The 14619-nt window shown below is 72.9% G+C and carries 16 protein-coding genes and 1 pseudogene; 3 read left to right on the top strand and 14 right to left on the bottom strand.

Annotated elements, in window-relative coordinates; all coding sequences use genetic code 11:
* Window positions 1-33: 33 nt before the first annotated feature.
* Window positions 34-2523 (top strand): carbamoyltransferase HypF, encoded by a 2490-nt coding sequence (gene hypF, locus AB1460_RS06880; RefSeq protein WP_368959822.1) that lies wholly within the window; start codon window positions 34-36, stop codon window positions 2521-2523.
* Here hypF and hypB read toward each other — a convergent pair.
* The 14 genes from hypB to AB1460_RS06815 all read right to left on the bottom strand — a co-directional run bounded on the left by hypB (window position 2406) and on the right by AB1460_RS06815 (window position 13260).
* Complete coding sequence (hypB, locus tag AB1460_RS06875; RefSeq protein WP_420497209.1) at window positions 2406-3215, bottom strand: hydrogenase nickel incorporation protein HypB; 810 nt, start codon at window positions 3213-3215, stop codon at window positions 2406-2408. The two genes, hypF and hypB, sit on opposite strands and share 118 nt — an antisense overlap.
* Window positions 3216-3332: 117 nt before the next feature.
* Window positions 3333-3683 (bottom strand): hydrogenase maturation nickel metallochaperone HypA, encoded by a 351-nt coding sequence (locus AB1460_RS06870; protein WP_368959759.1) that lies wholly within the window; start codon window positions 3681-3683, stop codon window positions 3333-3335.
* A 14-nt stretch (window positions 3684-3697) separates the two neighbouring features.
* A complete protein-coding gene (gene hypE, locus AB1460_RS06865) occupies window positions 3698-4903 on the bottom strand; it encodes a hydrogenase expression/formation protein HypE (protein WP_368959758.1) in 1206 nt (401 codons plus the stop codon).
* A complete protein-coding gene (gene hypD / locus AB1460_RS06860) occupies window positions 4900-6066 on the bottom strand; it encodes a hydrogenase formation protein HypD (RefSeq protein ID WP_368959757.1) in 1167 nt (388 codons plus the stop codon). The genes hypE and hypD overlap by 4 nt, the downstream gene beginning before the upstream one ends.
* Window positions 6067-6083: 17 nt before the next feature.
* Window positions 6084-6356, bottom strand: coding sequence for a HypC/HybG/HupF family hydrogenase formation chaperone (locus tag AB1460_RS06855; RefSeq protein WP_368959756.1), 273 nt, complete (start codon window positions 6354-6356; stop codon window positions 6084-6086).
* Window positions 6357-6361: 5 nt separating this feature from the next.
* Window positions 6362-6466 (bottom strand): DUF6893 family small protein, encoded by a 105-nt coding sequence (locus AB1460_RS38335; RefSeq protein ID WP_420497208.1) that lies wholly within the window; start codon window positions 6464-6466, stop codon window positions 6362-6364.
* Window positions 6467-6468: 2 nt separating this feature from the next.
* On the bottom strand, window positions 6469-7080 hold the full coding sequence (locus AB1460_RS06850; RefSeq protein WP_368959755.1) for a hydrogenase maturation protease: 612 nt from the start codon (window positions 7078-7080) through the stop codon (window positions 6469-6471).
* Complete coding sequence (locus tag AB1460_RS06845; RefSeq protein WP_368959754.1) at window positions 7077-8324, bottom strand: hypothetical protein; 1248 nt, start codon at window positions 8322-8324, stop codon at window positions 7077-7079. The genes AB1460_RS06850 and AB1460_RS06845 overlap by 4 nt, the downstream gene beginning before the upstream one ends.
* Complete coding sequence (locus AB1460_RS06840) at window positions 8321-8938, bottom strand: DUF6084 family protein (protein ID WP_368959753.1); 618 nt, start codon at window positions 8936-8938, stop codon at window positions 8321-8323. Before AB1460_RS06840 ends, AB1460_RS06845 begins: the two co-directional genes overlap by 4 nt.
* Complete coding sequence (locus AB1460_RS06835) at window positions 8938-9600, bottom strand: DUF5947 family protein (protein ID WP_368959752.1); 663 nt, start codon at window positions 9598-9600, stop codon at window positions 8938-8940. Before AB1460_RS06835 ends, AB1460_RS06840 begins: the two co-directional genes overlap by 1 nt.
* Window positions 9597-10199 (bottom strand): hypothetical protein, encoded by a 603-nt coding sequence (locus AB1460_RS06830; RefSeq protein ID WP_368959751.1) that lies wholly within the window; start codon window positions 10197-10199, stop codon window positions 9597-9599. The genes AB1460_RS06835 and AB1460_RS06830 overlap by 4 nt, the downstream gene beginning before the upstream one ends.
* A 6-nt stretch (window positions 10200-10205) precedes the next feature.
* Entirely contained in the window at window positions 10206-11996 is a 1791-nt protein-coding gene (locus AB1460_RS06825; protein ID WP_368959750.1) for a nickel-dependent hydrogenase large subunit, read from the bottom strand.
* On the bottom strand, window positions 11993-13048 hold the full coding sequence (locus AB1460_RS06820; RefSeq protein WP_368959749.1) for a hydrogenase expression protein HypE: 1056 nt from the start codon (window positions 13046-13048) through the stop codon (window positions 11993-11995). The genes AB1460_RS06825 and AB1460_RS06820 overlap by 4 nt, the downstream gene beginning before the upstream one ends.
* 41 nt (window positions 13049-13089) lie before the next feature.
* Window positions 13090-13260: a HypC/HybG/HupF family hydrogenase formation chaperone gene (locus AB1460_RS06815; RefSeq protein ID WP_420497207.1), complete on the bottom strand. Its 171-nt coding sequence runs from the start codon at window positions 13258-13260 to the stop codon at window positions 13090-13092.
* A 242-nt stretch (window positions 13261-13502) separates the two neighbouring features.
* Between AB1460_RS06815 and AB1460_RS06810 the strand changes: the two genes are divergently transcribed.
* On the top strand, window positions 13503-14354 hold the full coding sequence (locus AB1460_RS06810; protein ID WP_368959747.1) for a Sir2 family NAD-dependent protein deacetylase: 852 nt from the start codon (window positions 13503-13505) through the stop codon (window positions 14352-14354).
* A gap of 44 nt (window positions 14355-14398) precedes the next feature.
* Window positions 14399-14619: pseudogene (locus tag AB1460_RS06805) on the top strand (alpha/beta hydrolase); the annotation flags it as partial.

Below are 14619 nucleotides of genomic sequence, written 5' to 3'. Positions count from 1 at the left end.
TCCGTCCCTTTCGTCCATGGTCTGGCGACACGGCTGAGGCTCGGCGGCGAGGTCGGTAACAACGGCGAAGGCGTCCACATCGAGCTGGACGGCGATCGTCGCGGTATCGCCACGTTCCTGACCGCGCTGCGGGACGAGGCGCCCCCGCTGGCGGAGATCGAGTCTGTCGACGTCATCCGCCTCCCGACCGCCGGCACCGCCGGGACCGGCGACAGCGCCGACAGCGGCGGCGACAGCGCCGACAGCGGCGGCGCGCACCAGGAAGCTGCGCCGCCGGCGGGCGCGCCCGGTTTCCGCATCGTGGAGAGCACGGCGGCGCCCGGCGCGGGCGGGCCGCGGACCCAGGTCTGCGCGGACAGCGCCACCTGCGACGACTGCCTGGCCGAGCTGGCCGACCCGGCGGACCGCCGCTACCAGTACCCGTTCATCAACTGCACGAACTGCGGGCCGCGCTTCACCATCATCATGGACGTCCCCTACGACCGGGCGGCGACGACGATGGCCCCGTTCCGGATGTGCGCGCGGTGCGGCGCGGAGTACCACGACCCGGCCGACCGCCGCTTCCACGCGCAGCCGGTGTGCTGCCCGGCCTGCGGCCCCACGCTCGAGTTCCGGCCGGGGCCGGGGTACTGGCTCACCTCCGAGTTCCGGCTCGGCCCCGGCCTGCGCGCGGGCACCGGGCTGCGGCCGCCCGGTGCCGCGGTTCTCGCCGGTGATCCGGCGGCGCGGTCCACCTACGCGCTCGACCAGGCGGCCGGGCTGCTGCGCGCCGGCGGCGTCCTCGCGGTCAAGGGCCTCGGCGGCTACCACCTGGCCGTGCTCGCCGGCGATGAGCGGGCGGTGAGCACCCTGCGACGGCGCAAGCGCCGGGAGGGCAAGCCCTTCGCCATCATGGCCCGTGACCTGCCCGACGTCGAACGGATGTGCTTCCTCGACCCGGCCGCCCGCGCGATGCTCACCGGCCGCCGCCGCCCCATCGTCCTCCTCGACCACCGCGACGCCGGCCCGCCGCGCATCGCGCCGTCGGTCGCACCCGGCGTCGCGACGATCGGGGTGATGCTGCCGTACACGCCGCTGCACCATCTGCTGCTCGCCCGGCTGCCCGGCCCGATCGTGCTCACCAGCGGCAACATCTCCGACGAGCCGATCCTGTTCCGGGACGACGAGGCGCTGCGCGCCCTGCGCCGGGTGGCGGACGGTTTCCTGCTCCACGACCGCGCGATCCACACCCGGCTGGACGACTCCGTCGCCCGGTCGGTGCGGGGGCGGGAGACCCTGGTGCGCCGGTCCCGCGGCTACGCCCCGGAGCCGGTGACGCTGCGGCGGGCGATGGAGGTCCGACGGCCCGTGCTCGCCTGTGGCGCCGAGCTGAAGAACACCGTCTGCCTGGCGGCGGGCCGGCGCGCCTACCTCTCCGGGCACCTCGGTGACCTGGAGAACCACGAGACGCTGCTGTCGTTCACCGGCGCGATCGAGCACCTGCGGCGGCTGTTCGACGTCCAGCCGGAGCTGGTCGCCCACGACCTGCACCCGGAGTACCTTTCCACCAAGTGGGCGCTCGACCAGGATCTGCCCGTGGTCGGCGTGCAGCACCACCATGCGCACATCGCCTCCTGCCTGGCCGACAACGGGCAGTCCGGGCCGGTACTCGGTGTGGCCTTCGACGGCCTGGGCTTAGGGACCGACGGCACCCTGTGGGGCGGCGAGTTCCTGTGGGCCGACCTGGCCGGTTTCGCCCGGGTCGCGCACGTCGAACCCGTGCCGCTGCCGGGCGGGGCGGCGGCCGTCCGCGCGCCGTGGCGGATGGCCGCCGCGTACCTGCTGGCCTGCGGAGCTGACGCCCCGGAGACGATGGCGGTCGCCCACCGCAACGCGGAACAGTGGGACGCCGTCGTGAAGCTCGCCCGCGCCCGGTCGGTGGTGCCGCTGACCAGCAGCGTCGGCAGGCTGTTCGACGCCGCGGCGGCGCTGGTCGGCGTCCGCGACACGATCCGCTACGAGGGCCAGGCCGCGATCGAGCTGGAACAGATCGCGGCCCCCGGCAACCACGGCACCTATCCGGCCGGCACCTGTCCGGCCGGGGGAGCCGGGGCCGACGGCGGGGAGGCCCTGCGGCTCCGCGGCGCCGACCTGATCGCCGGTGTCGTCGAGGACCTGCGCGACGGTGTCGAGGCGCCGGTCATCGCGGCCCGGTTCCACCGCACCCTGGCCCGGCTCACCGTCGACACCTGCGTGGCGCTGCGGGAGCGGATCGCCGCGCCGGGCGCGGGCACGGTGGCGCTGTCCGGGGGCGTGTTCGGGAACCTGCGGCTGCTCGGCGACGTCGCGGACGGCCTGGCCCGCGAAGGCTTCACCGTGCTGACCCACGCGCGGGTGCCGTGCAACGACGGCGGGATCAGCCTGGGTCAGGCCGTCGTCGCCAGCGCCCGGTCGACCAGCGACCGCAACCAGGCGAGCCAGTCGGCCAGCCCGGTGCCGTCGGTCGCCGACACCGGCAGCACCGGCGCGGACGGATTGACCTGACGGACCGCGCCGCTGAACGAGTCACCGTCGAACGCCAGACAGGGCAGCAGATCGACCTTGGTGAGCAGGATGAGATCCGCCGCCCGGAACATGTGCGGGTACTTGCAGGGCTTGTCCTCGCCCTCCGTGACCGAGGCCAGCACCACGCGGGCCGACTCGCCGAGGTCGAACAGCCCGGGGCACACCAGGTTCCCCACGTTCTCGATGAGCACCACCGACCCGCCGCCCGGCAGGTCGACGCCGGCCGGCGGGTCGAGCGCGCGCAGTGCCCGCCCGACCGTCGCGGCCTCCAGATGACAGCCGGTCCCCGTGTTCACCTGGTACGCGGGCGCGCCGGTCGCGCGGATGCGCTGCGCGTCGAGCGGTGTCTCCTGGTCTCCTTCGACCACGGCGCAGGCGACCGACCCGGCGAGGGCCGGGATCGTGTGTTCGAGCAGTGTCGTCTTCCCCGCGCCGGGGGAGCTCATCAGGTTGACGGCGCAGGCCCGCCGCGCTGCCAGCCACGCCCGGTTGGCCCGGGCCGCCTCGTCGTTGCGGGCCAGGACGTCCAGCTCAAGGCGCATCGTGCGGGCCTGCGTGCCCACTGCGGAGGGCGCCTCGCCCCCCTGACGGATGTCCCGAGCCCCGGAAGCCGCCCAGCTCCGGCTGTCCTGGCTGGCCTGCCGACTGTCACAACCACACGTGCCACACATGGGCCACCTCCCACCCTCGTCCCACCCACCGCTCCGCGCGCCACCGGGCTGACCGATGCCTCCGCCGGGCTGGCCGTGACCGGCAACCTGCCCGCCGACCCTCCGCCGGCCGGCGCCTCAGCCCGCCTCGCGGGCCGGCTCCACCTCGACCGCGGTGATCCGGACCTGCTCGCCGCCCGTCAGGTCGATCTCATGGCTGCCGCAGGGGCACGGCGTGAGCAGGTCCGGCAGCGCGACGTCGCTGCCACACCGGCGGCACCGGCCGTGCCCGGGCGGCTCGGTGACGTCCAGGCGCGCGCCCTCGAGCGGGGTGCCGGCGGCGACCAGGTCGAAGCAGAACCGGACGGGGTCGGTCATCACCCCGGAGAGGCGGCCGATCTCGACGGCCACCCGGGTGACCCGCAGGTCCGGCGGCACCCGCTCGGTGATCATGTCGACGAGACCCACGGTGACCGAGAGCTCGTGCACCTGCCCGCCGCCGCTCAGCAGATCCGAGGCAGCGGGTCGCCGACGAGCAGGTCGACGATCCGGGTGCCGCCGAAGGTCGTGTTCAGCAGCACGGTTCCCGGCGGTTCGTCGACGACCCGGCCGATCACCGCCGCCCCCGCGCCGAGTGGATCCGCGCGCAGCGCCGCGAGCGCCGCGTCGGCCGCCTCGGGGGCGACGACCGCGACCATCCGGCCCTCGCAGGCCACGTACAGCGGGTCGAGGCCGAGCAGCTCACAGGCGCCGCGGACCTCGGTGCGCACCGGCACCGCGTCCTCGTCGACGACGACCCCGACACCGGACGCCCGCGCCACCTCGTTGAGGATCGTTGCCACCCCGCCGCGGGTCGCGTCCCGCATCGCGCGCAGCCCGCCGTGCCCACGGTGCTCGCTGCGCCCGTCGTGCTCGCCGTGCCTGCTGTGATCCGAACGTGGGCCTGTCGCCGTGAGCAGGCGGGCGGCGAGCCCGGTCAGCGGCGCGGTGTCCGACCGGAGGTCGGCGCTGATGTCCAGTTCGCCGCGAGCCAGCAGCACGGTGATGCCGTGGTCGCCGATCGGCCCGGTGACCAGGACGACATCCCCCGGCCGGGCCATGGAGGCGCCGAGGTGCAGGTCGGGGTCGACCAGGCCCACGCCGGTGGTGGTGATGTAGCAGCCGTCGGCCCGGCCGCGCTGGACGACCTTGGTGTCCCCCGTGACGACCGAGACTCCCGCGCGGGCTGCCGCCCCGGCCAGGTCGCCGACGATGCGCCGCAGCTCCTCGACGTCCATCCCCTCCTCCAGGATGACCGCACAGGCCAGGTGCAGCGGCCGGGCGCCAGCGACCGCCAGGTCGTTGACCGTGCCGTTCACCGCCAGGTCGCCGATGCTGCCGCCGGGGAAGAACAGCGGCGTCACGACGAAGGAGTCCGTGGTCAGGGCGAGGCGCTCGGCGCCGGCGGTGAACACCGCGGCGTCCTCCAGCGGCTCCAGCAGCGGGTTGCGCAGCGCCTCGAGGAACACCGCGTCGATCAGCGTCGCCGTGGCCTTGCCGCCGGCGCCGTGTGCCGACGTGATGTGGGTGTCGCGCAGCTTCGGTCGCCGCCGCCTCGCCGCCTCGACCCGGTCGAGGACCCCGGCACCACCCCTCCCGCCAGGACCGCGCGCGCCACCACCCGCGCCGCCGGTACCGCCTGCCCCGCCTCTCTGGGCTGCTGCCGTCATGCCGTGCTCACCGCCTTCGGAGCCTTCGCGTTGCCCGCGCTGCCGCTCTCGGCGCCCAGCGTGCGGTGCCGGAGGCGCCCGAAGTTGTAGAAGGCCGCGCAGGCCCCTTCGGGGGAGACCATGCATGCCCCGATCGGGGTCTCCGGCGTGCACCCGGTGCCGAAGACCTTGCACTCCCACGGCTTGATGACGCCGGTGAGCACCTCTCCGCACTGGCAGGCCTTCGGATCCTCCACCCGGGCTCCCGGCGGCGCGAAGATCCGCTCCGCGTCGAAGGCGGCATAGCGCTCCCGCACCTGCATGGCCGACCACGGGATGCGGCCCAGGCCACGCCACTCGAAGTCGGCGCGTGGTTCGAGCACCTCGTCGATCGCGGCGAGCGCGACCGGGTTGCCCTCGGCGGCGACGACCCGGGTGTACTGGTTCTCCACCTCGCAGCGCCCGTCGCGCAGCTGGCGCAGCAGATGGTGGATGGACTGCAGGATGTCCAGCGGCTCGAAGCCGGAGACCACCAGCGGCCGGCCGTAGTCACGCGGGATGAAGTCGTAGGGCCGGCAGCCGATGACCGTCGAGACATGGCCCGGGCCGACGAAGCCGTCGAGGCGCACATCGGGGGAGTCGAGGATCGCCCGTAGCGCCGGGACGATCGTGATGTGGTTGCAGAAGATAGAGAAGTTCCGCAGCCCCTCCTGCGCCGCGCGGCGGACCGTCATCGCCGTCGACGGCGTGGTGGTCTCGAACCCGATGGCCATGAAGACCACTCTCCGGTCAGGGTTCGCCCGCGCGATCTTCAGCGAGTCGAGGGGGGAGTAGACCATCCGGATGTCGGTGCCCTCGGCGTTCGCGTCGAAGAACGAGCCGTGGCTGCCCGGGACGCGCATCATGTCCCCGAACGAGGTCATGATGACCCCGTCCTGACGGGCGATGTGCATGGCATCGTCGACCCGGCCCATCGGGATGACACAGACGGGGCAGCCCGGCCCGTGTACCAGGGAGACGGCCGGCGGGAGGTGGTCCTCCAGTCCGTGTTTGTAGATCGTGTGGGTGTGCCCGCCGCACACCTCCATGAAGGCGTAGTCACGCCCGGGTTCGCAGAGGCCGGCGATGCGGGCGGACAACGCCCGCGCCGTGCCGGCGTCCCGGTACTCGTCGACGAAACGCATCAGCTCCACCTCTCCGGTCAGTCGATGGATGACGCACGCAGGGCCGCCAGCTCGTCGTCGTAGGCCCGGCCGATGCTGGTGAGGAACTCCATCGCGGCCTGCGCCTCCGCCTCGTCGATCCGCGAGAGGGCGAAGCCCACATGGATCAGGACCCAGTCCCCCGGACCGGGCGGGCAGGCGTCCAGCAGACCGATGTTGATCGCCCGCCGGACCCCGCTGACGTCAACCGTCGCGATGTCTGGATTGTCCGGTCGGATCGCCACGATCTCGCCGGGGATGCCGAGACACATCCGGATCACAGCCGGCTGAACTCGAGGTAGCGCCGCACATCCGGGGCCACCGTGACAGCGACTGCGCCGAGGCCCGCCGCCGCGGCGGTGAGCAGCATCCAGTGAGACATGATCACTCCCTTGTGGACAGTTCGATCACCGGTGGTTCGATGAGCGAGAGGTCGAGGGGCAGCGGGACCGGGGAGAGCGCGTCCGTGCTGGTCACGGGCGGCCCGTCGGGACTACCGGTGCCGATGACCGAGCGGATCAGGGTCAGCGCCGGCGCGACCGCGGCGGCCACCGGTGCGGAGAGCCCGATCCGGTGGTCCACCCGCGCCGGCTCGCAGCCGACCAGCAGTACCCGGTCGAGGTTGCCGCCGAGCGTCGTGACCAGATCGAGAACGGCGTCCGGGCGCATCCCGTGGGCGTCGAGAGAGACCGGCGTCCGCGCGCCGCCCAGGTCGACCAGTGAGACGGTGCCCGGTGGGCGCCCCTGGCCGAGCGCGTCGACGAGCACCACCGTCCCGTACCCGGAACACAGGTCGAAGGCGAGCTGCAGGCCGCTGATCCCGTAGTCGGCGGCGGTGACCCCGGCCGGCACCCCGCCGCGCAGCAGGCGCTGCACCACCTCGACGCCGAACCCGTCGTCGCCGAGCAGGAGGTTGCCGACCCCGGCGACCAGCGTGCGGGCGGCCGGTCCGGGTCCGGTGGCCGCCCCGTCCAGGTCCGTTCCCGGCGTGGTCATCGGGGCTCCAGTTCGTCGGGCGTGAAGTACAGGAAGCGGCCGAACTCGCGGCGCAGATCCGCGCCGGGGTCGTCGTCGAGGGTGACCGCGACATGGGTCTGCCCGTCCACGTCGTGCAGGACGGTGGCGACGGTGGCCGCCGCGCCGTCGACGAACATGTCCTGCGCGTCCGTGCGCATGACCTCACCCGGGCGTGGGCGGATCCGTACCGCGCCGCCCGGGGCCAGATGCGCGGGCGGCGCCGGGGCCGGGGTGCCTGCCGCGCTCGGCGGGGTGACGGAGGTCCGGCCGTGCAGCTTCTCGACCATGGCTGGCGCGAGCTCGGCGACGGCGTCGAGCAGGTCCGCCGCGCGCGGGTCCGTCGCTCGCGCACCACGGCGTTCGGCGTCGGTGAGGGTGGACGTCCGCAGGGCAAGCATCTCGTCGATCTCCGTCGCGTCGCAGAACGGCGCCGGGCTCTCGGCGGCGATGCGGGGATGGTCCGGCAGGATGATCGGCGCGGCGAGGACCATGTCGGCAGGTCCGGCCTGGCCCAGCAGGGCGGGCCACAGCCGCTCGTTGACGCAGGCCCGCGTCGCGTCCGCCGCCCACTCGGGTGGGTCGGCCAGGGAGAGGAAGCTGCCCCTGTCGGCCCGGGTGACCAGGTGGACGCCGAGGAACGCGGTGGCGAGTGCGGCGTCCCGCTCGTCCGTCCGGGGGACGGTGTCGGCGGGTGGTTCCTCGTCGGCCGGAGGTTCCACGGCAGAGGTGTTGCGGATCGTGACGCGGATCCGGAACCCCCCGAAGGGGCCAGGAAGCCGCTGGGCATCGAGGAGAACCTCGCCCCGCCGCCCGCTCGGGCCGTCAGCGGCCAGCACCCGCCGGGTGGGGGCGGCGAGCAGATCGCCGACCTGTACCGCGAAGCCCATCGCGGCCTCGCCGCGGCGAGCGGCCCTGGCCGGCTTCGCCGACCCGGGCGTCGTGTCGCCCTGTTCCCACAGCCAGCGGACACCGACCCTGAGCCGGGCGTCCGCCGGCCCGTCCAGGAGGAACTCGGTGTGCGCACTGCTGTGCTCTCCGCTGCCCGGGGCGGCGGCGGCCGGCGGCATCAGGACGCCGAACTGCCAGTGGTGCTGGTTCTTCAGCGCGTCGGCCCGGTACGGGTAAAGGAGGTAGCCCTCGTAGAGGACGGTGTCGGACACCGCCCGCGCGGCCTCGTCCAGGAAGGCGAGAGGGTCCGCTCCGGCCCTGTCGACTCTGGTCATGGTGCGCCTCCGGCCAGCAGCGAGGTGATCGCGGCGTCCGCGGTGGGGATCGCGCGGTCGCGCCGGTAGCGGGCCAGGGCGTCGACGGTGCTCCGGTCCAGGCGCAGCCACGCGGTGCCGGGGAAGTACAGGTCGATCAGCTCGCGCCAGGTAGTCACCGGCAGCCGGTAACAGGCCTCCAGGTGCCAGGGCACCTGCTCGACGCGTAGCCCGTGCGGGCCAAGGCCGAACACGGTTCCGCTGAACAGGAGGTCCAGGGGGATCACACCATCGCGCAGCGAGCTGAAGTAGTTCCCGGAGGCGACCTCGAGGTCGTAGGTGCAGGGCACCGTGAGATCGACCTCCGCGGCGCCGGTGAAACCAGGGACCATCGCGGAGACCGTCGCGAACTGGATCGGGTGCGGCGGGCCGGCACCGAACAGCCCGGTCAGGGCCTGTGCCTCCGCGTCGTCGTAGCGGCGGCGGGCGGTCTCGATGCGGATCTGGCAGCGCAGCGCCAGCGCGTGCAGCCGCTCGCCGCTGTTCTCCTCGATGTGCAGGCGGAACAGCAGTGCCGGAGCAGCCGCGTGCCGCAGCGGGGCGACATCGACGCAGCTGAAGGTCAGATCGGCCATCAGCCGACCCCCGTGCCCGTGCCGGTGCCGGTGCCCGCCTGGCGGCGGGCGTCGGCGAGGAACGCGGCGAGCCGCGCGCGGGCCTCGGTTCCGCCGTCGAAGCCGCGCCAGTGCAGCCGCAGCTCGCCGACGAGCCGGTAACAGGCATCGATCGGCAGCAGGTAGCCGCTCTGGCCGTCGCGGGTGACGTGGACGAGCAGCGCCTCGACATCGGGCTCCGGCAGCCAGCCGGCGGTACCGGCCGGGGCGGCGGAGGGAGTCAGGTCGGACGGCAGCTCGCAGTGCGTCGCCCCGGCGGGGCTTGGGTAGAACGCGCTGATCTGCCCGTCGTGGATGACGAAGAACGCGAGGCCCACCGGTATCGCCGCGGCCGCGAGCAGCTCGGAGGCGGCCGGGAACCGGTGCGCGTACCGGTACCGGGTGGGGATCGCCCGGTACCGCCCACCGCCTGAGCCGGCAGCGGTGAACAGCAACCGGCACCCGGCACAGGCGCACAGGATGGAGCGCGCGCCGAGATCCGCGACGTGCCCGTGCCCACCGGGCTGCCCGCCCGCCTGCCGGTCCGACGTCCCGCCCGGCATCGACTCGCCGCAGAACTCGCACCGGGGGGCGCGGCCGGCGGCCGGGTCGCGGGCGAGGAAGCGGCGCAGCGTGGCGGTCACCCGCTCACTCCGACGACGGGCAGCAGGGTGCGTCCCGCGGCCAGGTCGTCCGCCTCCGCGCGGCCGCCTTCGATGGTGACGGTCACCTCGGGGGCGAGGACGGCGATGGCGTCCTCCACGGCGGCGGCGACGGCGGGGCTGGCCGGGGGAACGGCCGGGCGCACCACGACCATCCGGGCCTCCTCCGGCCCGGTGATCTCGAAGGTGGGAGTCTGGCTGCCGAGCTGTTCCCGGACCTGCGCGAACGCCTGTTCCACGCGCTGGCGGGTCCCGACGGGGTGCAGGCCGTGCATGGCCAGCAGGGCCCCCAGCTGGGGGTCCGTACCCCACAGCCGGACGGTGTCGTCACCCGTGAGCTGGGCCAGCCGGGCCAGGCCCGAGCCGTAGAACTCCATCAGGGCCCGGACGATCTCCTCGGCGAGTACCCGGGTCCGGCTCTCACCGAGCTGGTCCAGCCGGGTCAGCAGGTCGTCCACCCGGGCCGCGGCGACCCGCGGATCCGCGGCGGCCGGTGCGGTGGCCGCGGGTGCGGCGGGTGTGGGTGCGGCGGGTGTGGTGGGCGAGGCGGGCATGGTGGGTGCTGAGGCGGTGGCTGTCATCGGGGGTCATCCCGCGGGGGTGAAGGCGTGCGGGGTGTGCACGACCTGGAGGGTCCGCCCGGTGCCCGTGTGCATGTGGACACCGCAGGGCAGGCAGGGGTCGAAGCTGCGGACGGTGCGCATGATGTCGATGCCCTTGAACGACTCCGGCGGGTTGTTCTCGAAGATCGGCGTGTTCTGGACGGCGTCCTCGTACGGGCCGGGTGTTCCGTTCATGTCGCGCACGCTGGCGTTCCACGGGGTCGGCGGGTAGGGGTGGTAGTTCGCGATCCGACCGTCCCGGATGACCATGTGGTGCGACAGCACCCCGCGCACGGCTTCGGTGAAACCGCAGCTCACAGCGTCCTGCGGGACGTCGAACGGTTCCCAGGTGCGGCTGTTCCCGGCCCGTACCTCGGCCAGCGCCTGCTCGGCGAAGTACAGCGCGCAGGCAGCGGCATAGGCCTGGAAATAGCTGCGGGCCCGGTTGCGCTCCAGCGCGTTGCTCCAGCGGGGGATCGCCCACTCGTAGGCGCGTTCACCGACCGTCGCCGTCTTCGGCAGCGTGATCCTGACACTGCGCCCGGTCGCGCGGACGTAGCCGATGTCGACCAGCCCGGACAGCGCGGTGCTCCACAGCCGCGCGATCGGGCCACCCCCGGTGTCGAGCGGGAGGTGGTCGGTGCCGTCGAACCAGCGTGGCGACATGACCCAGGAGTACTTGTCGTCGAAGTCGCGCCGGCCCGGACGGGGGATGGTGTGCTGGTTCCAGGGGTGGTGACGGTCCACCGGGTTGCCCAGCGGGTCGGTGGTGACGAACATCGGCTGGTCGTCCCAGTCCTCGTAGTACGAACTGCCCAGCAGGATGCGGATCCCGAGGTTGATGTCGACCAGGTCGTTGGTGACGAGCTCGCCGTCGACGATCACGCCCGGGGTGACGAACATGCGCCGGCCCCAGTCGGCCATGTTCCGGTAGCTGAAGTCGCAGTACGCCGGATCGTTGAACGAGCCCCAGCACCCGAGCAGGACCCGACGCCGCCCGACCTCCTCGTAGCCCGGGAGCGCCTGGTAGAAGAAGTCGAACAGGTCGTCGTGCATCGGCACGACACGCTTGAGGAACTCGACGTAGCGCATCAGCCGGCTGAGGTAGTCGGTGAACAGCTGCACCGACGCCACCGTGCCCACCCCGCCCGGGTAGAGCGTGGACGGATGGACGTGGCGCCCCTCCATCAGGCAGAACATCTCCCGGGTCAACCGGCTCATCGCCAGGGCCTCGCGGTAGAACTCGCCCTCGATGGGGTTGAGCGCGTGCATGATGTCGGCGATGGTGCGGTACCCGTGGTCGCCGGCGTGTGGCGACTCGGTGTTCCGGGCCTGCTCGAGGACCTCGGGGTTCGTCTCGGCGACCATCTTCTCGCAGTAGTCGACCCCCACCAGGTTCTCCTGGTAGATGTTGTGGTCGAACATGTACTCGGCCGCCTCACCGAGATTGAGGATCCATTCGCCGAGATGCGGCGGCTTCACCCCGTAGGCCATGTTCTGCGCGTAGACGGAACAGGTCGCGTGGTTGTCACCGCAGATCCCGCAGATGCGGCTGGTGATGAAGTGCGCGTCGCGCGGGTCCTTGCCCTTCATGAAGATGCTGTAGCCGCGGAAGATCGAGGACGTGCTGTGGCATTCGACGACCCGGCGGGCCGGCCAGTCGATCTTCGTGTAGACGCCGAGGCTTCCGACGATGCGGGTGATCGGGTCCCACGACATCTCCAGCAGGTTCGAGCCCCGGGCGTCGGTCTTCCTGTGCGCCGAGGTGGTCGTCATGTCAGCACCTTCTCCCGCTGGTCTGCGCTGTCCCGGTGCGCGTGGACGTCCCGGTGCCGCCAGCGCGGCTCGATGTCCGCCTTGTGCGCGGTGATCGCGCGGAGCCGGCGGATGACCGCCCCGTACACACCGCTGGCCAGGGTCGAGACGTGCGCGCCCGGCGGTTCGTCCATGAACGGCATGAAACGGTCCGGGAAGCCGGGCATCGTGCAGGCGATGCAGATGCCGCCGACGTTCGGGCAGCCGCCGATCCCGTTCATCCAGCCGCGCTTGGGGACGTTGCATTTCACCACCGGCCCCCAGCAGCCGATCTTCACCAGGCATTCGGGTGTTCCGTACTCGGTGGTGAACTGGCCTTCCTCGTAGTAGCCGGCCCGGTCGCAGCCCTGGTGCACGGTCGCGCCGAACAGCCAGCGCGGCCGTAGCTGGTCGTCCAGCGGAATCATGGGCGCCTGGCCGCTCGCCTGGTAGAGCAGGTAGGTGATGGTTTCCGACAGGTTGTCCGGCTGCACGGGGCACCCCGGAACGCACACGATCGGGATCTGGGCCTTCGATTTCCAGTCCCACCCGAGATAGTCGGGAACGCCCATCGCCCCGGTCGGGTTCCCGGCCATCGCGTGGATGCCGCCGTACGTCGCGCAGGTGCCGGCGGCGAGGACGGCGAGTGCCCGGGGGGCGAGGCGGTCCAGCCAGGTGCTGGTCGGTATCGGCTGGCGGGTCTGCGGATCGTTCCCGAACCCGCACCAGTAGCCCTCGCCGGTGATGAGGTCCTCGTTCGGGATGGACCCTTCGACCACGAGCACGAACGGTTCCAGCTCGCCGCGCTCGGCCCGGCGGAACCATTCGATGAACGTGTCCGCGCCCTGCTCGGGTCCGGATTCGAAATCGATGAGCGGCCAGTGCACGCTGACCTTGGGCAGCCCGGGCAGGGTGCCGAGCACGATGTCCTCGATGCTGGGCTGTGTCGCCGCGGTGAGCGCGACAGAATCCCCGTCGCAGCTCAGACCGGCGTTGATCCAGAGAATGTGGATCGGATCCTCGACTGTGGACACGGTTCCCCCACCCCTTCCGTCGTCGACCGATCACGGGTCCTTCACGCGACGGCGATCGCCTCCCCGGCGTGCACCAGCACGGTGTCGCCTGCCTGCGCCGCCACCAGCGCGATGCTGATCTCCGCCACGCCCGTCGAGGCCCGCGCCAGGGCCAGCCCGCCCTCCTCCAGGCGGACGACCTCCATCTCGATCACTTCGTCGGAGCAGGTCACGCAGTGGTTCGTTGCGCCGGCGGGATGACACGGTGGGGCGCTCGGGCTGGTTACGTCCGCAGGACCCTTGCAGTGCGTGTTCACGGCCTAACGGTACGTCTGGGATGTGAGGCCCACCATTCGACGATCTGGGTCGAGGGCCAGGGGTCGAGGGCCAGGGATGGCCCGGGCCATGGCCCGCAGTGGCGGGAGCGACGTCCCATCCGCCGATCCGGGCCGCCGTCGCGTTCTACGCTCGGGCCATGGCCTTCGCGTCCTTGCGCGATCTTGTCGCCGGTGGTGGCGTCGCCGTGCTCACCGGCGCCGGGATCTCGACCGGCTCCGGCATCCCGGACTACCGGGGCCCGAACGGCTCGCTGCGCCGGCACACCCCGATGACCTACCAGCAGTTCACCCGGGATGCGGAGTCCCGCCGCCGCTACTGGGCCCGCAGCCACGTCGGCTGGCACCACGTCGCCCGCGCGCGCCCGAATCCCGGGCACCGTGCGCTGGCGGAGCTGGAGGCGGCGGGCCTGCTGGACGGCGTCGTCACCCAGAACGTCGACGGCCTGCACAGCGCGGCCGGCTCGCGGCGGGTGATCGACCTGCACGGGAACCTCGCCCGGGTCCGCTGCCGCTCGTGCGGCGTGATGGGTACCCGGGCCGACCTCGACCGGCGGCTGCGCGCGGCGAACCCGGGTTTCGGCAGCAGGTTCGCCGCCGCCGGTCCGCTGGGCGCCGAGGTCAACCCGGACGGCGACGTCACCCTCGCCGACCGGGAGATCGCGGACTTCGTCATGGTCGGCTGCCCGGGCTGCGAGGGGGACCTGGAGCCCGACGTCGTGTTCTTCGGCGCGACCGTCCCGCCCGAGCGGCTCGCGAGCGCTGTCACGCTGCTGAGCTCCGCGCGCGCCCTGCTCGTGCTCGGCTCCTCGCCGGCCGTCATGTCCGGCTACCGCTTCGTGCTGCGCGCCGCGGAGCTGGGCATCCCGGTCGGGATCGTCAACCAGGGCCCCACCCGGGGGGACGCCCGCGCCGCCTTCACGCTCGACGCGCAGCTCAGCGCCGTCCTGCCGCGGCTGTCGGCCGAGCTGCTCGGTGCCGCCGCCCGATGAGCGGCCCGCCGCCGGGACAGCCGCGCGACCACCTGGGACGCGCCGTGCGCGCGGGACTCACCGTGCGCGTCGCCGGTGTGGGCGACGCGCCGACGATCGTCGATCTCATCGAGTCCGCCTACCGGGGCGAGCGCAGCCGGGCCGGCTGGACGACCGAGGCCGATCTGCTCGACGGCCAGCGGACGGACCTCGCCATGGTCACGGCGGAGCTCGGCCGGCCCGACTTCCGCTTCCTCGTGGCGGTCGCCCCCGCCCCGGGCCCCGG

The sequence above is a fragment of the Parafrankia sp. FMc2 genome (genome assembly GCF_041008525.1).
GTDB lineage: Bacteria > Actinomycetota > Actinomycetes > Frankiales > Frankiaceae > Parafrankia.
Note: the sequence above shows the minus strand (reverse complement) of the source record. Positions and strands in the feature narration are given on the sequence as shown.